Below are 18,497 nucleotides of genomic sequence, written 5' to 3' on the forward strand. Positions count from 1 at the left end.
ATGGCAGACGGACAGCAGGAGCTTCCCGGAAGGCAGCCGCAGGGCGTCGTCGTGACCGGGCTGGGCATGGTCTCGGCCCTGGGCCGCGACACCGAGGAGTGCTGGCGGGCGGTGCGACGCGGCGCGGCCGGCATCAGACCGGTCGATGTGGTCGACACCGCCGGGCTGATCACCCGCCTCGGCGGACAGGCACCCCTGAAGGACGAGCCGGGCACGGACCGGTGTTTCACCTTGGCGCGGGCGGCCGCCCTCGAAGCGGCCGACCACAGTGGTCTGCCCTGCTCCGCGTACGCCCCGGAACGCGTCGGGGTGGTCGTCGGCAGCAGCCTGGGCACCACCCGCAGCATCGAGAGGTTTCACGCCCAGTGGCGCAGCCGGGGGCTCCGGCACGCCGACGTACGGCTGTTGAAGGGCTACGCCCTGCACAGCGTCGCCGACCTGCTGGCCGCGCGGCTCGGCTTCACCGGGCCCCGTGCCCTGATGTCCAACGCCTGCGCGGCCGGTGCGGTGGCCATCGGCTACGCCCTGGAACTGCTGTGGAGCGACGAGGCGGACGCGGTGCTCGTCGGCGGTGTCGATCCGCTGACCGGCCTCTCCTTCCACGGGTTCAACAGTCTGGGGGCGCTGGATCCGGCGCCCTGCGCCCCGTACACCCGCTCGGCCGGTCTGAGTCTGGGGGAGGGCGCCGGTTTCCTGGTGCTCGAACGGCGGGACGCGGCTCTCGCCAGGGGTGCGGGGGTGGTCTGCGAAATCGCCGGGTACGGGCTGTCGGCGGACGCGCACCACCAGACCGCGCCCGACCCCGGCGGCAAGGGTGCCTCGCGGGCGATCGCCGCGGCGGTCGCCTCGGCCGGGCACGAGCTGGGCGATGTCGATTACATCAACGGTCACGGCACCGGAACCCCCACCAATGACTGCGTCGAACCGAAGGCGATCCGGCTGCTGTTCGACCCGCCGCCCCCGGTGAGCTCCACCAAGTCGATGATCGGCCACACCCTGGGCGCCGCGGGTGCGATCGAGGCCGTGGTCTGCGCGCTCGCCGTCCGCGAGGGCGTCCAGCCACCGACGGCCAACACGGCGGGGGTGACTCGCTCCCCGAGCGGCCTCGACATCATCCCGGAGGTCGCCGCGCTGCGGCCTGCCGGAGTGGTGGTGTCGAACTCCTTCGCCTTCGGCGGCAACAACGCCGCGGTGGTGCTGCGTGATGCGGAGCGCGGTGGCGGGCCGCCGCCGGCCGCCGTGGCCGCCGTCTCCCCCCGCCGGGTGTACATCACCGGCATCGCGGGGCTGGCGGGTTCCGCCGCCGGCCACGACGCGCTCCTCGCGGCGCTGCACGACGGAGTGTCCGTGTACGGGGAGCGGGTCGAGGTGCCCGGCTACGGGTCGCGCCCGGCGGGGGTCGTGGACCTCACGGCCGCCACCGCGGGCGTCAACCCGTCGGTCCTGCGCCGGATGGACCCCACCAGCCGGCTGGCGGCCGCCGCGGTGGCGGAGCTGCACCGGCGGCACGGCCGCCCGGACCGCGCCCGTGCGGACACCACCGGGCTCATTTTCGGCACCGGCCTCGCGCCGATCACCCCGGTCGAGCAGTTCCACCGCGGAGTGCTCAACGACGGGGCGGCCGGGGCCAATCCGCGGTACTTCCCCAACACGGTGGTGAACGCCGCGGCCGGGCATCTGGCGATTCTGCACCGCTTCCGCGGCCCCACGGCCACCGTGTCGACCGGCGGCACCAGCGCACTCACCGCGCTGCACTACGGCAGCCGCCTGATCGCCCGCGGAGCGGCCGACCGGGTGGTGGTCGTGGTGGCCGACGAGTGCCCGGCGGCGCTGCTGGCCGGCCATGTCAAGATCCCCGGCTTCCTCAGCGACACCGAGGTGCGGCCCTTCGGCGGTGACGGCACGGTGCTCGGCGCGGGCGCCGTGGCCATCACCCTGGAGTCCTCCGCGTCGGCGCAGGATTCGGGAGCCGAGCCCCTGGCCACGGTCGGCGCCTTCGGCCTCGCCTCGGACGACAGCGGAATCGCCGGGCTGCGGCCCGACGGCGAGGCGTGGTCCCGCTCGCTGCGCGGGGCGGTCGACGCCGCGGGGATCACGGCGGACGACGTCGGCATGGTGGTGTGCGCCGCCATGGGCCGCCCGGCCGTCGACGACACGGAGGCCGCCGCGCTGCGCGGAGCGGGCCTGGCCTCCCGCCCGCTCGTCGCGCCCAAGGCGGTGCTCGGCGAGACCTCCGGCTCCGCTCCGGGGCTGGGTCTGCTGGCCGCGGTGGCGGCACTCGGCGACGGCCGCGTCCCCGGCGCCCGCGGCGTCGGACCGGCGCCCGAGGGGCTGCCGGGTCTTGTGCCGCGGGGCGGGGTGCGCTCGGACGTGCGCCACGCCCTGATCTCCGGCTTCGCCTACGGCGGGAGCTATGTCTCGCTCGTCGTCTCGAAGGAGGCAGTTCGATGACCACCACGTCCGCACCGCCCACGCCGTACGCCCTGCAAGCGGAGGACATCGGCAAACGGTTCGGTGACCGGGAGGCCGTCGCGTCCCTGTGCCTGTTGGTGCGGGAGGGGGAGATCGTCGGCTTCCTCGGGCCGAACGGGGCCGGCAAGTCCACCGCCATCGCCATGCTGACGGGCGCGCTGCCCCCGGACCGCGGCACCGTCACGGTGTGCGGGCACGACCTGTGGGCGGCTCCGGCCCGCGCCAAGCCCCTCATCGGCGTGGTCCCGCAGGAGATCGCGCTGTACCCGACGCTGAGCGCCCGGCAGAACCTGGAGTTCTTCGCGTCGGTGTACGGGGTGCCGCGCGAGGAACGGGCGTCGCGGATCGCCTGGGCGCTGGAGGTGGTGGCGCTGGCCGACCGCGCCGCCGACCGGGTCGCCGGTTTCTCCGGTGGCATGCAGCGCCGGGTGAACATCGCGGCGGCGCTGCTGCACCGGCCGCGGCTGCTGTTCCTGGACGAACCGACGGTGGGGGTGGACGCGCAGAGCCGGAACCAGATCTTCGAAACGGTGCGGGCCCTGCGGGCCGAACTCGGGATGTCGGTCGTCTACACCAGCCACTACATGCCCGAGGTCGAGGAGCTGTGCGACCGCGTCGTCATTGTCGACCAGGGACGCGTACTGGCCGAGGGCACCCAGGAGGACCTGGTCGCGCCGCTGGGCGGGAGCGTCCTGCACTGGAGCCCGTCGCGGTCCGAACTCGCCGCACTGGCCGACGGAATCGGCACTCTCGCCGACGCACTGCGCGGCGCCGGCGAGGTCTTGGTCACCACCGGACCCGGCGGGACCCCGGCCCTGCGGGTCCGGGCCGGCGACCCCGGCCCGCTGTTGCGGGAGCTGCCCCGTACGGCCTCCCGGCACGGGATCTCGCTGGCCGGGGTGCGGCTGGAGCGGCCGGGGCTGGAATCCCTCTTCCTCGACCTGACCGGCCGTGACATACGGGAGGAACACTGATGTTCGCGATGATCTGCAAGGAGTTGCGGGTCCTGCTGCGGGACAAAGCGGCGCTCGTCACCCTCTTCCTGTCCCCGGTGCTGTTCATCACCGTCATGAGTCTCGCCCTGGGCGGATCGTTCAGCGAACTCGGCTCCGACGCACCGAAGTTGCGGGTGGCCGTCGTCGACCAGGACGGCAGTGTCGCCGCCCGCGCGGTGACCCGGGCGCTGGGCGGCAGTGACGACCTGCGGGTGGTGACGGACGACGGAAGCGACGGCTCCCTCACCCGGGAGCAGGCGTCCGCGCAGGTGCGCAAGGGGGATCAGTCGCTCGCCGTCGTCATCCCGGCCGGGTTCGGGGACAGCGTCGGGAACGGCGGCACGCCGAAGGTCTCCTTGGTCGTCGACCCGAGCGCCGCACGTCAGGCGGTGGACCCGCTCAAGTCCGCGGTGGACGGTGCGGTGCGCGGTGTCGCGGTGCACACGCGGGCGGCGTCGGTCCTCGCCCGGGAGATCCGCGCGAGCCCCGACCCGGAGCGGCGGGCCGAGCTGCACCGCCAGCTGTCCCGGCTGACGATGCCCGAAGTGCAGGCGAAGGTGTCGTACCCCGAGGGCATGACACCGCCGCGCTACCCCACGGTGTATCAGCAGAACGTGCCCGCCTACACGGTGATGTACGTGTTCTTCATCGTGACCGTCATGGCCGGATCGCTGATGACGGAACGGCGCGAGGGCACCTTCCGCCGGTTGTTGTCCTCCCCGGTGCCTCGATGGCGGCTGCTGCTGGGCAAGATCACGCCCTACTTCCTCGTCGCGCTGGTGCAGGTCGCCACCCTCACCGCTTTCGGTCACTGGGTGTTCGGCATGGACCTGGGCGAGCATCCGCTGGCTCTGCTGCCGATCGCCGCCGCGACCGCGTGCTGTGCGGTCGCCATGGGGCTGCTGCTGGCGTCCTTCGCCCACACCGAGACCCAGGTCAATTCGATCGGCACCATCGCCGTGCTGGTCCTGGCCGCCCTGGGTGGCTGCATGGTGCCGGCCGTGTTCATGCCGTCCTTCATGCAGGACATCACCGTGTGGACACCGCAGGGCCGCGCGCTGCAGGCCTTCCAGGATGTGCTGGTGCGGGGCGCCGATCTGCCGTCCGTGCTGCTGACGTCGGGGCTGCTGGTGGGTCTTGCGGCGGTGCTGTTCGCCGTCGCCCTGCCGCGCTTCAGGTTCCTGCGGTGAGCGGGGCACCCGCGGTGGCGGAAGCCGCCGCGCCCGGTGGGCGGCAGGTGATCCATATGGTGCTCAGCCGGACGGACCGGTTGCCGAGGGATCCGTTCGGGCGGCCCACCAGCCCGACCGGGACGTACCTGATGCGCAGCGCGGTGCAGCAGGTGCGGGACGGCGGAACGGAAGGGGCGGGGCAGGGCCGACGGCTGCCCGCGCCGCTGGGCGGTGCGCTGCCCGGGGAGGTGCGGGAGAGCTGCCCGCCGCCGCTGCACTTCCCCGCCCGTACACCCGACGGCCGGTGGCACTGGCCTGCTGCCGGCTGGTACGCGTCGGTGTCGCACTCCGGCGCGCTGGGCGCCGTGGCGCTGACCCGGGGCGGCTGGGTCGGCATCGACGTCCAGGACGAGGTGCCCCGGCCGCACGCCCTGCACCGGCTGGGCGTCATCCTGGGGCACCCGGCCGGGACACCCGCGTCGATACGTGAATGGGCGGAGACCGAGGCCCTGTTGAAGGCGCAGGGGCGCGCCGGCCGGCGACCGGCGCGCCTGGCGCCGCTGCCGTCCTGGCATCCGGGGTGGCGGCCCACCGTGTCCGGCTGGTGGGTCTGCAGCGTGCCGCTGTCCGGTTCGGGCACCCGGCTCGCACTCGCGGCGCGCCACCCCCTTCCGGTGGCGGCCCAGCCCTTCCCCTCCGGCGGCCCGCCCGGACAGACGGATGTGCCGGCATGAGCGGCGCACCGCAGGCGTCGTACGACGCGATCATCGTCGGCAGCGGCATCGGTGGCCTGGTGTGCGCCGGGTATCTGGCCGCATCGGGGCGGCGGGTGCTGGTGCTCGAGCAGCACGATGTCGCCGGCGGCAACAGCCAGGTGTTCCGGCGCCGCGGCGCCTTCGAATTCGACGTCGGCGTGCACTACTTGGGCGACTGCGGTCCCGACGGCATCCTTCCCGCGGTGCTGCGCGGGCTGGGGCTGGCGGACCGGGTGCGGTTCCGGGAGCTGGACCCCGACGGATTCGACGTGCTGCGCTTCCCCGGCACGACGGTCCGGGTCCCGGCCGGCTGGCAGGCGTACACCGAACGGATGTGTGCGGCGTTCCCCGGCGACGCGGACGGCATCCGCACCTTCACCGGCATCTGCGCGCGGCTCGGCGCGGTGCAGCGCGACTCGCTCCTGGCACCTTCCGGGCCGGGCGACGGGCCGCAGGTGCCGGCGGGCGCTCCGCCACGGGTGCTGCGCTGGGCCCGCAGGCCGCTCGCCGCGCTGTTCGCGCACTGCGCGTTGTCCGTCCGGGCCCGGACGGCGCTCGCCGCGCAGTCCGGCAACTACGGGGCCCCGCCGTCCGGTGTGGATGTCGCCGGGCACGTCGCGGTCCTGGACCACTACCTGCGCGGCGCGAGCTATCCCGAGGGCGGCGGGCAGCAGTTGGCCGCCGCGCTCGTCGAGGCGCTGGAGGCCGCGGGCGGTGAACTGCGCACCCGCACCCGGGTGGAGCGCATCCTCGTGGAGGACGGGCGGGCCGCGGGGGTGCGGCTGGCCGACGGGAGCCGTGTGCAGGCTCCTCTGGTGATCTCCGGCGCCGACTACCTGCGGACGGTGCTGGACCTCACGGGGCCCGAGCACTTTCCCCCGCAGTACGTGCGGCGGGCCCGTACGGCGCACATGCGGTACCCGGTGTCCGTCCTCTACGCCGCGCTGGCGCCCTCGTTCCCCCGCCCCGTGCCGGCGAACCTGTGGTGGCACCGCGGCTGGGACATCGACGCGGCCTACGAGGAGCTGTCGTCGGGGCGCCCGCGCAGCCTCCCCTTCGTCTTCGTCTCCACCGCCTCGGCCAAGGACCCCGGCGCCCCGCACACCGGCCCGCCCGGCTACCACAACCTCCAGATCATGTCCCCCTGCGCGCCCGGTTTCCTCCCCGGGGACGCCGTCAACTACCGCCGGGATCCTGCCTACCGCGCTGAGAAGGCCCGGATGCGGGAGCTGCTGCTGGACGCGGCGGAGTCGGCGCTGGGGCCGGTCCGCGCGCATCTGGTGCACGCCGAGTACGCGGGCGCGCTGACCCACCAGCGCTTCACCGGTTCCTCCGGCGGCACCCCGTACGGCCTGAGCCGGTGGGGACGGCAGGGCGCCCGTCCGGACCATCGCACACCGGTGCCGGGGCTGTTCGTCGTGGGACAGAGCGGGCGGTACGGCAGCGGCATCACGGGCGTCGCGATCAGCGGCATCCAGTGCGCGTCCCACCTGCTGCACCGGTCCCTGCTGCCCGAGGTCCACGCGGGCGAAGTGCTGCTGTCCCCCGGCCTGTTGCCGGCCCGCGGTCCCGGCTGGGACGCGCTGCGGGTGTCCCGGGGCGCCGCCCGGAGCGCCCTGCCCGGCCTGGCGCCGATCGGCCGTCCGCTCCGGCCCCGCACTGTCGCCGTCGGCCCTCGGCCGCCGGCCGAGAAACGGAAGGAAACCCCTTGAACACGAGCCACCCCCACCGCTTCAGCGTCGTCACCGCCGCGCAGGTCGATGCGGTCCTGCGCGGCCGGGAGCGGGAGACCGCACGGGTCGTCGAGGAGGCGTACCGCCTGCACGGGGAGGGCGCCACCGTCAACCCGCCGTCGGCCTTCCTCCGCTTCGCGGACCGTCCCGACGCCCGCATCATCGCGCTGCCGGCGTCCCTCGGCGGCGCGGCCGGTGTCGACGGCATCAAGTGGATCTCCAGCGTGCCCGCCAACCCTGCTGCCGGCCTGCCGCGCGCCTCCGCCGTCATCCTCCTCAACGACCAGGCGACCGGGCGTCCGGTGGCCTGTGTGGAGGGCTCGCTCATCAGCGCGGCACGTACCGCGGCGTCGGCCGTCCTGGCCGCCGACCGGCTGTCGGCACACCGGCCCCGGCTACGGCGTCTCGGAGTGATCGGCGCGGGCCTGATCGCCCGGCAGGCGATCCGGCACCTCACGGCGGACGGCTGGGTCTTCGACGCCACGCGGGTGTACGACACCTCGGCGGGGCGGGCCGCGGGGCTGGCGGCGGAGCTGTCGGCGGTGCCGGCCACGGGCGTGGCCACGGCCGCGTCCGACGCCGCCGGGGTGCTGCGGGAGAGCGACCTGGTGGTGGTGGCCACCGTTGCCGGGGACCCGCATCTGATGGATCCTCGTGACCTCGCGCACGGCCCGCTGGTGCTTCATCTCTCCCTGCGCGATTTCGCACCCGAGGTGCTGCGCGGCGTGGTGAACGTCGTGGACGACGTGGACCACGCGCTGCGCGAAGGCACGTCCCTCCAGCTGACCGCCCAGCAGTTCGGCGCGAGCGGCCTGGTGGACGGGACGCTGCACGAGGCGCTGACCGGCGCGCTGCGGGTGCCCGATACCGGCCCGGTGGTGTTCTCGCCCTTCGGGCTCGGTGTCCTGGATCTCGCGCTGGCGGCCCGTGTGCTGGCCCGCGTACGGGCCACGGGCGACGACACGGTCATCGAAGGCTTCCTGCCCCACCCCGCCTGAGCGACCGGCACGGCCCGCCGGTCCGCTCGCGCCGCCCCCCACCTCGCATCGGAGCGCACTGTGCCGATCATCTCGACCCCGCTCGACTACAACGAGGAACACCTCTACATCGACCTGCGACGGACGCTCGGTCTGGGCCTCCATCTGAAGTGTGAAGGCTTCAACTTCGCCGGTTCGGTGAAGCTGAAGGCAGCACGGGCGATGGTCCGGGCGGCGGAGCGGGAGGGCATGATCGGTCCGGGCTCGGTGCTGGTGGAGTCCTCGTCGGGCAACCTCGGCATCGCACTCGCGATCATCGCGGCCAGCCGCGGATACCGCTTCGTGTGTGTCACCGACCGGCACTGCAACGAGACCGCGCGCCGGCTGATGGCCGCGTACGGCGCGACGGTGCACGTCGTGGACGAGCCCGGCCGGCACGGTGGCCTGCTCGGCGCCCGGCTGGCCCTGCTGCATGAACTCCTCGCCGCACACCCGGAGTTCGTGTGGCTCAACCAGTACACCAGCCGGCGGAACTGGCAGGCCCACTACGAAACGACGGCGCCGGCGCTGGCCGCGGAGTTCCCGCGGCTCGATGTGCTGTTCGTCGGCGCGGGCACCACGGGCACCCTGATGGGCTGCGCCCGCTGGTTCCGGCAGCACCGCCCCGGCGTGCGGATCGTCGCGGTGGACAGCGTCGGCTCGGTGTCGTTCGGCCGGCCGCCCGCGCCGCGCCGCATTCCCGGCCTGGGAGCCGGAGTACGGCCACCGCTGCTGGATCCCGCGGTCGTCGACGAGGTGGTGCACGTACCGGAGGCCCGGACGGTGCGGATGTGCCGGCAGCTGGCGGCGTGCGGTTTTCTGCTCGGCGGCTCCTCGGGAACGGTGACCGCGGGCGCCGCCGAGTGGCTGGCCGCGCGGCCCTCGTCCGGCACGACGGCCGTGGCCATCGCCCCTGATCTGGGCGAGCGTTACCTTGACACGGTGTACCGCGACGACTGGGTCCGGGCCGTCTACGGAGCGACGGCGCTGGACACCGGCCCGGCCGCCGGCTGAGCAGCGGGCCGGGGCCGGGTCGCTGCGGTCAGGCGCCTCGCTCCCGCACCAGACGCGTGAGGCCGCTCGGGGTGAGGGGTTCACCACGGTCGCTGAAGACGTCGAGGCGCTGCCCGTTGAGTTCCATCTGCGGTGTACCGTCGGGCCCCGATCGCTGGAATTCCTTCCCTACCGATTCCGCCCACGGCAGGTACCGGAGGCCGCGGACGGCCGCGTCGAAGGAAGGGGAACGCAGTCCGTCGACCCGTGCGGCGAGGTCCAGGAGATGTCCGGTGTTCCCGAAGCCGTCGTCCGTCTCGTCGGGCTGGTCGGCGAACAGTTCCTCGTGCAGTCGCTGAAAGCACGTCACGCCCCGGTCGGCGGCGGCGCCGAGGGCGCTGACGGCGAAGCGGGATCCGGTGCCGCCCGCCGACCGGTCGATGAAGACCGCGAAGTGGTAGTTGACCTTGACGGTGCCCTGATCGGCGAGGCGCCGCACCTCCTTGCCCACCGACCGTTCGAGGATGCCGCACATCGGGCAGCGCGGGTCCTCGTACACGTCCAGGGTGTTCCTGGCGTGTGCCGGGCCGTAGCTGAGGGTGGTGGGGTCCTTCGGCGCCGCGGCCGCGGGGACCTTGACCGGGCCGCTCGCGGCGCGTGCGACGGAGGGATCGTCGGCCGAGCGGTCGGCGAGGTGTGTCCCCAGGACGCCGATTCCGGCCAGCGGCACGATGCAGCCGGCGACCGCGGTGGCGCGGCGTCGGCGCGTCCGCCGCTCCTTGGCGCGCTGGGCCTGCGCGCGGAGACCGGCGCTCACGGGGCGCCGCGCACCGGCGGCGGGCTTCTTCTTGTTGCTCATGCGGGACCGCGTTCTTCCTGGACGATGACGAGGGACCGCGCCAGGGTGCCGGAGGAGGTTCAACGGAACGCTAAATCGGGCCCGGCGGAACGCAGCACACAGGCACCGCGGGGGCCGGCATCCGGCTCTGCCTCCGCCGCCGCGCCTTTCGGTCCTCTCCGTGCCCTCGCAGCCTTCCCCGACGACGAACCCTTCGGGACGCATAACCATTCGTGGCAAACCTGCACATTTCGCCATCCGATGGCCCTCCTCCAGCACTCCGTTAAGGAACGGCTACGACCCTCGGCAGCAGGGGCCCGTGCGGCCCCGCGCGATCCGCCGGTCCGGCCAGGCACAGCGGTCACCGGCACCCCGTTCACCGTCACCGACCGTGCCAGGAGGACACCGTGACCCGAGCAACAGCCCGCCCCACGGAAGCATCCGCGCAGACCACCGACACCCCGGACGCCCTGGTCGCCACGGGGCTGGGTCACCGGCACCGACGGGGCTGGGCGCTTCGCGACTGTTCCTTCCGGCTGCCCCGGGGGCGGATCTGCGCTCTGGTCGGTCCGAAGGGCGCCGGCAAGTCCACCCTGCTCTCGCTCGCCGCGGGCATGCTGCCGCCGAGCGAGGGCACCGTCACCGTGCTCGGCCACCCATCCGGTGCCTCCGGCGCCCGCCGGCGGGTGGGATACCTGGGGCAGGACAGGCCGCTCTACCCGCAGTTCACGGTCGAGGAGACGCTCCGCGTCGGACGCGAACGGAACGGCACCTGGGACCAGGCCCTGGCCGAACGCCTCGTCGCGGAGGGCGCGGTGCCCCTGTCCGCCCGTATCCGTGCGCTCTCGGACGATCAGCGCACCCGCATCGCACTCGCCCTCGCGCTGGGCAGGCGCCCCGACCTCCTGCTGCTGGACGAACCGATGAGCGGCCTGGGTCCCTCCGGGCGGCGTGAGATGACCCGGATCCTGCGGCAGCAGGCGGCCGAGCGCGGCATGACCGTCCTGATGTCGTCCCGCATGATCGCGCACCTGGAAGGCGCCTGCGACCACCTGGTGCTGCTCAGCCACGGCAACATCCGCCTTGCCGGGGAGACCGATCGGATCCTCGCCGCGCACCACCGCCTCCTCGGCGACGCGTCGCAGGCATCGCTGCTCCCCCACCCGGCGATCATCGCGGGCCGGGAACACCTCGGCAGGCTCTCGGCGATCGTCCGGCTGGATGAGCCGCTGTCCGGCCGGTGGACGACCACCCGGCTGCCCCTGGCGGAGTTGCTCCTCGCCTATCTGGGCGCCCCGGCCGCCCCGCCCATGATCACCGAAGGCGCCCGTATCGAGGCCGGGGGCCTGCGCTCATGACCGTCACGTCCCCGAAGGACATCGCCGGTCGCCAGACCCGGTGCCTGCTCCGGCCGGCCTGGCGCCGTGCAGCGCACCGCCTGCCTGATCTGCCTGACCGCCGCCGTGGTGTTCGCCGTCTACACCCTCGTCCGGCACCACAGCGTGGTCACCGCCATCGAAGCCCACCACCTCACGGATTGCACCGCCGCGCAATCCCCCAGCCGGGCCGCTGCGGTCAGCTCACCGCACTGCGGCAGACCGCTGCCGGGCCGCTGCGCAACGCCGGCCTGGCGCTGCCGGCGCTGCCCGTGCTCTGCGGCGTCTTCCTCGGCGCTCCGCTGATCGGCCAGGAGCCAGGAGCGGGAGAGCGGCACCTATCGCCTGGTCTGGTCGCAGTCGGTCTCACGGGTGCGCCGGCTGCTGATCACCCGCGCGCCGGCCGTCACCGGGACCGCCCTGGCCACGGGAGTTGCCGCGGCCGCCGTCACCTGGTGGTCGCTCCCGGTGTCCCTCTACATACGGGCACGGCGGCCGGGTACGGCATCGTCCCGTTCCTCGTCATCGGCCCGCTGCCCGTGGCGCTCACCGTCCAGTCGGTCCGGGTGGGGGCTGCGGCCGGTGCCCGCATCACCTCTGCGGGGACGAGCGAACCGCCGGCTGCCTCCGGCATTTCGGGGTGTCCGGCACCTGGACCGGACGTGCTCCGCCGTCGCACCTCTGGCCGTTGCAGGCCTCCGCGACGGCGCTGTGCCTGCTCCTCGCGGTGATCCCGGTCGTACGGTGCATCTGGCGGATCCGCCGCGGCGAGGCGTGACCGACGCCGGGCGGGCCCTGGCTCCGCGGGCAGAGGCTCCCGCAAGCCCGCGGAGGAGCGCCCGCCGGGGGGGGGCCAATGAGCCAGGCGCACCCGTCCCGTCCGCGTCACGTCCCCGCCGATGCCCTCCCCCGGCAACGGCGGGCCCCGCACGCCGCTGCCTCCCACCCGTTTCACACCGCGGGATCCACCAACTTCAGCCCCACGCCCCGCACCGTGTGCAGATACCGCGGGGCCGCCGCCGATTCGCCCAAGTGGCGCCGGAGCGCGGACAGATGAACGGCCGGCGTCTTGCCCCCGCCCACACATCGTCGCCCCACATCTCGGCACGGAGTTCGCACCGGCCGACCACCCGGCCCGCATGGGTGACGAGATGGGCCGGCAACTGGAACTCTTGGGCCGCAGTTCCAGGGGCCGCCCGCTCAAGGCGGCGGCCTGCCCCCGGAAATCCACCTCCAGCCTTCCCACCCGCACGTTGTTCGTCTCCTCCGCCCCCGCCGCTGCCGCATCACCGCGTTCAGCCGGGCGTGGAGTAAGGCGGCGGTGAAGGGCTTGACGACGTAGTCGTCGGCTCCTGCCTCCAGGCCTCGGATGACCTGGCTCTCGGTGTCCCGGCCGGTTGCGGCGACGATGGGGACCGAGGTGACCGTGCGCAGCATCTTCAACACCGTCAGGCCGTCAAGGTCCGGCAGCCCGAGGTCGAGCACGACCAGGTCGGGGTCCCGGGTCAGGGCCGAGTCCAGACCTGTGGAGCCGCTCGCGGCCGTGATGACCTCGTGGTGCAGCGACGTCAGACCCTGCGCCGGCAGCTCCCGCACTCCCGTGTCATCCTCGACGAGCAATATCCGCACAGGCACTCCCCTTCGCACCGCTCTGCCCCGGCCGAGCGTCACGAAAGCGGCAACGGCCACGCAGGCACGGGCCCCGCTTCGCGCTCCGGGCCTCATGCTCTCCTGTCAGGTTTCACGCAGGTCAAAATCTGTATGTGCGCACGGTGGGTTCTGCGCACGCCGACGGCGGGCCGCTGCGCGCACGGGGGCAGCTCGGCACTGGGCCGATCGGCCTCCCCCGATCGGAGCCGACGGATCATCCTGTCGGCGTCCGATCCACGGATACCGGCCCGACCGGACGGCAGCGACGCTGGAGGTACCCGACATCCGGCAGCTGCCGCGCCGATCCCGGCCCGGCAGCCGGAGAGTGAGGTGGATCCCTGCCGTGGCACGCCTGCTGATCATCGACGACAACCCGTTGCGCGGGCAGCAACTGCTGCACGTCCTGCAACGGAGACGGCACACGGTGCAGGTGACCCGGTGCTGCTCCGAGGCGCTCCGGCTGTCCGAACACCGTCGGCCGCACGCCGTCCTGCTCGACCTGGACCTCCCACCGCGCCAGGGTGTCGAACTGCACGGATTCCTGCGGCACTGCGCCCCGGCGCCCGTCGTGGTGCGTGGCGAGGAGCAGCAGATCATTCCGGCGCTGCATGCCGGGGCCGCGGGCTACATGCCCGCGTCGTGCTCGGCCGAACTGGCCGCCCTGCACCTGCACACCCTGTACCTCGGGGATGCCGACGAACCGGACGTGGAGGTGGGCGGGCTGCGCATCAGCGTGCGCTGCCACCGGGTCACGGTGGACGGGCAGGAGGTGGACCTGCGGCCCACGGAGTTCCGGCTGCTGCTCCACCTCGCCCGCTGCAACGGTCGTGTGGTGAGCCGCGCCGAGCTGGCCGAGCAGCTGTGGGACGACCGCCGCCCCCATGCGGAACGGACGGTCAACGTGCACCTCTCGGCGCTGCGTCGCAAGCTCGGCGAGCGCGCGGCCCGCCCGCGTTATGTGCACAGCGTGCACGGCGTCGGCGTCCGGCTGAGGGCACCGTGAGCACTCTCAGGACAGAGGACGCCGTGCGCTGCGTGCGTACCCGGCGGAGGCCGGCGACGCACCGCGCGGTGATGGTCGCCGCGCCGACGCACTCCGCTTCATTCCAGGAGACCTCGCCGCATCGCGACGGCCACTGCCGCGGCGCGGTCGGAGACCTCCAGCTTCTCGTAGAGGCGCTGGACATGGCTCTTGACCGTGCTGGTGCTCAGGTAGAGCTCCTCGGCGATCTGTGGAACGCTGCTGCCCCGCGCGAAGGCGACCAGCACCTGCCGCTCACGCTCGCTCAGGACAGTGCGCTCATCCGCCGCTCGCGCCCGGATCTCACCGGCCAGGTCGCCCATCAGGGCCGGCGGCAGCACCGTCCCCCCGCCTGCCACATCGAGCACCGCGGCCACGATCTCGGCCCGCTCGGCCTCCTTCGACAGATACCCGGCGGCCCCTTCCTGCAGGGCGCGATAGACCACCGCACTGTCCGTGACGGCCGACAGCAGCAGAATCCGGGTCGGGCTCCCGTCCCGGGCGAGGGCCCGGACGACGGCGATGCCGTCGGCGCCGGGCAGCCGGTAGTCGACGACCGCGACGTCGGGGGCCTGCGCGGCGATCGCGTCGATCGTCGCGGGACCGTCCTCGGTCTCGGCCAGGACCCGCAGCCGCTCACTCGCGCGCAGCGCGCGGGCGATGCCTTCCCGGTAGACCGGGTGGTCATCGGCGACGATGACCGTCACACGCTCCGGCTCCTTCACGCCCACTCCTTCCTTCTGTCCGGCGGCGAGCGGCAGCGCCTTGCCCGTTCGTGGGGGAATTACGTCGCCGGGCATTCCCGGAGCTGTTCCTCCGAAGCCGACCGCAATTCCCGCCGCGGCGCCCGGCCACCGTTACGGAGACCGCCCGGCGCTTCATGTATACCGCCGGTGCGGGCACGGAACCGGTTTTACCTTCCTTTAATTGCCGCGTGTGAGCATGGCAGTCCGGCGGTGGTCCGCACCGCAGCAGGACGCCGTTGCCGGAACACCGGCGGTGCGGGCGGCCGTGTGCCGCGACGTGCACAGACAATGTTCAGTGGAGTGATGGACCCGTTGCGGATCGTACTCATCGAGGACGACGAAGACATACGTGAATCGCTGGCCCGGTGCCTGCGGGAACGCCGCCATGACGTACTGACCGCGGCCAGCGGATACCAGGGCATGAGCATGGCCGTTTCCGAGAATCCCGATTTCGTCATTCTCGACCTCGGACTTCCCGACCTGGACGGGCTCGATTTCCTGAAGATGGTCCGGTCCAGCACCCAGGTCCCCCTTCTCGTGGCGTCCGGGCGGCACGCGGAGTCCCAGATCATCCGTGCGCTGGAGCTCGGCGCGGACGACTACGTCACCAAGCCGTACACGGCCAAACTCGTCGAGGCGCGGATGGCCGCGGTCCGCCGGCGCTACCGGCTGGCGGATGAGCAGGAAGACCTGCAGGTCGGCGAGCTGGCCGTCGACCTGCGCGGGCACACCGCCCATCTGGGGCGGCGCAGCCTGCCCCTGCGGCCCAAGGAGTTCCGGCTGCTGTCGTATCTGGCGATGAACGCGGGCCGGGTCGTGACCAAGGACGAACTGCGCACGGAGATCTGGGACGGGGACTACCCCTGCACGGACAAGACCGTCGCCGTCCACCTCTCCTGGCTGCGCCGGCACCTGGGCGAGACGGCTGCCGCGCCGCGTTTCCTGCACACGGTGCGCGGTGTCGGCATCAAGCTCGTGGAACCACCGCCGTGAGGCGGCGGCTCGCTCTGCTGGCCGCCTTCTGCGCCTTCGTGTGCCTGCTGTTGTTCGCGACGCCGTTCGTGCTCTACGTACGGCACAGCTACCTGTCCGACGTGGACCACCTCGCGCAGGTGAACGCGCAGATCATGGCCAGTGCGGTGCACCACCACGAGGCCGGGGACGAGGCGCTGATCACCTCCGTCGCCAAGGAGCAGGTGTCCGAGGCGCGCGTGGTCGTGTCGATGGGACGGGGCCAGGTCTACGGCCAGACCACGCCCTGCGTGCTGCGGGCCGGGGCGGACGCCGGCCCGGAGACCCGGACGTCGTGGTGCGGGTCGAGCCGGGTGGCCGTGGTGGCGACGCATTCGCGCCACGACCGGCCCGCATGGGTCGCCGTGGCGGTGGAGACGTCGGGTCAGTGGCACTCCCTGCTCCTCGTCGGGGGATCCGTCATCGCGGGACTCATCGTGCTGCCGCTGGCCGCGGTATTCCTCGCCGAGCGGCTGGGCAGATCCATCGTGCAGCCGGTGGACCGGCTCGTCGCGGCCGCCGCCCGGCTGAGCAACGGCGATCTCTCGGCCCGCGTACGACCGGAAGGGCCGTCCGAACTCCGGGTGATGGGCGAGACGTTCAACCATCTCGCGGGCCGCGTCGCGCATCTGATGGCGCGCGAGCGGGAGGCGTCCGCGGACCTCTCGCACCGGCTGCGCACCCCGGTCACCGCCCTGATGCTGCAGGCCGAGGCGCTGTCCGACCCCGACGAGTCGCGGCGGCTGCTGGAGGCGGTGACGCGGCTGCAAGGGCAGCTCAGCGCCGTCATCAAGGAGGCTCGCGGAGAGGCGTGCGGCGCTTCGTCCGCCACCACCGACCTCAACGATGTCGTCATCGAGCGGGTCGGCTTCTGGCTGCCGCTGGCCCAGGAACAGGGCCGCATCTGGCAGGTGCGGACGGCACCGGAGGCGCCCCGGGTGGCGATCGGGGAGACGGACCTGGCCGCGGTGGTCGACGTGCTGGTCGAGAACGTGCTGACGCACACCCCCGACCACACCCCGATGACGGCGAGCACGGTCATGCGAAGCCCGTCGCAGGTGACCTTGATCGTGGAGGACGGCGGCCCCGGCATCTGCGACGGGCGGGCCGCCGAGCGGGGCCACAGCGGGCGGGGCTCCAGCGGTCTGGGCCTGGACATCGCCCGCCGGACGGCGGAGTCGGCAGGCGGGCGGCTACGCATCGGGCCCGGCAGCCGCGGCGGTGCCCAGGTGGAGGTCGTCCTGCCTGCGGTAGGCCCTGCCGCGGGCACCGCCGTGGGGACGGGGGCCGGGGTGGCCCCGGTGGCGCGCCCGGACGGGGCAGGCGGACGCGCGCGCTCGGAGCCGGTGGACGCGCGTGGCCGGGCGCCGTACGTGGTGCGCTGCGCCCTCCGCAGGATTCGGGTCGGCGCCGGACGGGTCAACCGGGCGTGGCGCCGTCCGAGGTGACGCCGTCCCCGGTAGCGCCGAAGCCGTCGCCCGGGGTGAACGGGAGCCTGGCCCGACCCTCCGTGCCACCGTCCGGGCCGGGTACCACGTCCAGGGTGCCGCCCGCGTCCTCCAGCCGCGCGCGGTGTCCGGCCAGCCCCACATGCCCCTCGGCCGGGCCGCGGCGGGCCGCCGAGAGGTCGATTCCCACGCCGTCGTCGGCGACGGTCAGCAGCACGGCGTCCGGCGCGGCCTCCAGGCGGAGCTCCACGGTGGCCGCCCGCGCATGCCGCACGACATTCGTCAGCAGCTCGTTGGCCACGGAGTACAGCAGCTGCTCGCCCGGCACATGCCCGGGGACACGCAGGTCGTAGCGCACGGTGAGACCTCCGCGGTGTGCCGCCCGCTCCCCCGCCGCACGCAGCGCGGCCCCCAGCCCGGCCGCGGAAAGCACCTGCGGGTGCAGGGCGAAGACGGCTTCACGCAGTTCGCGGACGGTCCGGTGGACGGATTCGTCGGCACGGCGGACGGACGGGGACGCGCCGTCGGCGCCGGTGGCCTCCGCGAGGTCCTGCCCGGCCGCCAGGAGCGTCTGCAAGGGGCCGTCGTGCAACGCGTCGGCGAGCACGGATCTCTCCCGGGTCTCCGCCGCGAGCGCGTCCCGCAGCAGAGCCCGGCGGGTGGCCAGCAGGTCGCCGACCTGCCGCTCGCGGAGCGCCAGGATCGCGGCGATCAGGACGCACACCAGCGCCGTCCACAGCAGGAGCGAGGCCTCGACCGCGGCGTCCCCCTCGGTGGCACGGGTGCCCCCGAAACCGTGGGCGGCGAGCATGGTGACGTAGGCGGCGAGGCAGCCCGCGCCGACCGCGCCTGTCGCCTTGGGCAGGCGCCACAACACCGTGGCCACCGGCCAGACGAAGAAGGCGAAGCGCACCGGGGAATCCGGTCCGCCGGAGGTCAGGGTCAGGCCGACGAGCAACCCCAGGTCGGCGACGACCGCCACCGCCGTGTGCCCACGGGCCGCGATCGCTGCCCCGACCGGTCGCCCCCGGAGCCATACGGCCCGCAGCACGCTCCATCCCGCGTACACGACGAGCAGCACGAGGAACGTGACGGGATCCGGGAGCGAGCCGGCGGCCAGCGTGATGACGAGCGGGATCAGCAGCGACAGCCGGGCCACCGCGGTGTACCAAGAGGGAAGGGTCCACGGCGGAAGCTGCTCCGGCCGGCCCGCCGGGGCAGCCGCCGCCCGGTCCCTGCCACGCTCATCGCTCACCGTTTCACCACCTCCG

At 73.5% G+C, this 18,497-nt stretch carries 15 protein-coding genes; 11 read left to right on the forward strand and 4 right to left on the reverse strand.

Translation table 11 applies throughout. The annotated features are described in order from the left end of the window. Genes ACIRQ7_RS06930 through sbnA form a run of 7 tightly spaced genes read left to right on the forward strand, consistent with a single transcriptional unit; the run spans position 1 to position 9,157 of the window. Positions 1-2,451 carry a beta-ketoacyl synthase N-terminal-like domain-containing protein gene (locus ACIRQ7_RS06930; RefSeq protein WP_404260509.1) on the forward strand — a complete coding sequence of 817 codons (2,451 nt, stop codon included), beginning with the start codon at positions 1-3 and terminating at the stop codon, positions 2,449-2,451. Further along, on the forward strand, positions 2,448-3,446 hold the full coding sequence (locus ACIRQ7_RS06935) for an ABC transporter ATP-binding protein (RefSeq protein ID WP_404260511.1): 999 nt from the start codon (positions 2,448-2,450) through the stop codon (positions 3,444-3,446). Before ACIRQ7_RS06930 ends, ACIRQ7_RS06935 begins: the two co-directional genes overlap by 4 nt. After that, a complete protein-coding gene (locus ACIRQ7_RS06940) occupies positions 3,446-4,657 on the forward strand; it encodes an ABC transporter permease (RefSeq protein ID WP_404260512.1) in 1,212 nt (403 codons plus the stop codon). The genes ACIRQ7_RS06935 and ACIRQ7_RS06940 overlap by 1 nt, the downstream gene beginning before the upstream one ends. Beyond that, complete coding sequence (locus ACIRQ7_RS06945; protein WP_404260514.1) at positions 4,654-5,373, forward strand: hypothetical protein; 720 nt, start codon at positions 4,654-4,656, stop codon at positions 5,371-5,373. Before ACIRQ7_RS06940 ends, ACIRQ7_RS06945 begins: the two co-directional genes overlap by 4 nt. Beyond that, entirely contained in the window at positions 5,370-7,106 is a 1,737-nt protein-coding gene (locus ACIRQ7_RS06950; RefSeq protein WP_404260515.1) for a phytoene desaturase family protein, read from the forward strand. Before ACIRQ7_RS06945 ends, ACIRQ7_RS06950 begins: the two co-directional genes overlap by 4 nt. Beyond that, entirely contained in the window at positions 7,103-8,125 is a 1,023-nt protein-coding gene (sbnB, locus tag ACIRQ7_RS06955) for a 2,3-diaminopropionate biosynthesis protein SbnB (RefSeq protein WP_404260516.1), read from the forward strand. The genes ACIRQ7_RS06950 and sbnB overlap by 4 nt, the downstream gene beginning before the upstream one ends. Before the next feature lie 60 nt (positions 8,126-8,185). Then, on the forward strand, positions 8,186-9,157 hold the full coding sequence (gene sbnA, locus ACIRQ7_RS06960; protein ID WP_404260518.1) for a 2,3-diaminopropionate biosynthesis protein SbnA: 972 nt from the start codon (positions 8,186-8,188) through the stop codon (positions 9,155-9,157). A gap of 28 nt (positions 9,158-9,185) precedes the next feature. Here the strand turns inward: sbnA and ACIRQ7_RS06965 are convergent, their stop codons facing one another. Next, a complete protein-coding gene (locus ACIRQ7_RS06965; protein ID WP_404260520.1) occupies positions 9,186-9,995 on the reverse strand; it encodes a DsbA family protein in 810 nt (269 codons plus the stop codon). Between the two features lie 386 nt (positions 9,996-10,381). Here ACIRQ7_RS06965 and ACIRQ7_RS06970 point away from each other — a divergent pair, with 386 nt between their 5' ends. Next, positions 10,382-11,332 carry an ABC transporter ATP-binding protein gene (locus tag ACIRQ7_RS06970; protein WP_404260522.1) on the forward strand — a complete coding sequence of 317 codons (951 nt, stop codon included), beginning with the start codon at positions 10,382-10,384 and terminating at the stop codon, positions 11,330-11,332. Positions 11,333-12,550: 1,218 nt separating this feature from the next. On the opposite strand, the gene ACIRQ7_RS06975 is transcribed toward ACIRQ7_RS06970, so the two are convergent. After that, a complete protein-coding gene (locus ACIRQ7_RS06975; RefSeq protein WP_404260524.1) occupies positions 12,551-12,979 on the reverse strand; it encodes a response regulator transcription factor in 429 nt (142 codons plus the stop codon). Between the two features lie 364 nt (positions 12,980-13,343). Here ACIRQ7_RS06975 and ACIRQ7_RS06980 point away from each other — a divergent pair, with 364 nt between their 5' ends. Further along, the gene (locus ACIRQ7_RS06980; RefSeq protein ID WP_404260526.1) at positions 13,344-14,003 is read left to right on the forward strand and encodes a response regulator transcription factor; all 660 of its coding nucleotides are present in this window, start codon (positions 13,344-13,346) and stop codon (positions 14,001-14,003) included. A gap of 98 nt (positions 14,004-14,101) precedes the next feature. On the opposite strand, the gene ACIRQ7_RS06985 is transcribed toward ACIRQ7_RS06980, so the two are convergent. Next, positions 14,102-14,821: a response regulator gene (locus ACIRQ7_RS06985; RefSeq protein ID WP_404260527.1), complete on the reverse strand. Its 720-nt coding sequence runs from the start codon at positions 14,819-14,821 to the stop codon at positions 14,102-14,104. Between the two features lie 249 nt (positions 14,822-15,070). On the opposite strand from ACIRQ7_RS06985, the gene ACIRQ7_RS06990 reads away from it, so the two are divergent. Next, positions 15,071-15,760, forward strand: coding sequence for a response regulator transcription factor (locus tag ACIRQ7_RS06990; RefSeq protein WP_401469141.1), 690 nt, complete (start codon positions 15,071-15,073; stop codon positions 15,758-15,760). Further along, positions 15,757-17,226: a sensor histidine kinase gene (locus ACIRQ7_RS06995; RefSeq protein ID WP_404260529.1), complete on the forward strand. Its 1,470-nt coding sequence runs from the start codon at positions 15,757-15,759 to the stop codon at positions 17,224-17,226. Before ACIRQ7_RS06990 ends, ACIRQ7_RS06995 begins: the two co-directional genes overlap by 4 nt. On the opposite strand, the gene ACIRQ7_RS07000 is transcribed toward ACIRQ7_RS06995, so the two are convergent. Further along, positions 17,198-18,481 carry a sensor histidine kinase gene (locus ACIRQ7_RS07000; protein ID WP_404260531.1) on the reverse strand — a complete coding sequence of 428 codons (1,284 nt, stop codon included), beginning with the start codon at positions 18,479-18,481 and terminating at the stop codon, positions 17,198-17,200. The two genes, ACIRQ7_RS06995 and ACIRQ7_RS07000, sit on opposite strands and share 29 nt — an antisense overlap. Positions 18,482-18,497 lie beyond the last annotated feature (16 nt).

Source organism: Streptomyces sp. NPDC101393, assembly GCF_044767385.1.
Classification (GTDB): domain Bacteria; phylum Actinomycetota; class Actinomycetes; order Streptomycetales; family Streptomycetaceae; genus Streptomyces.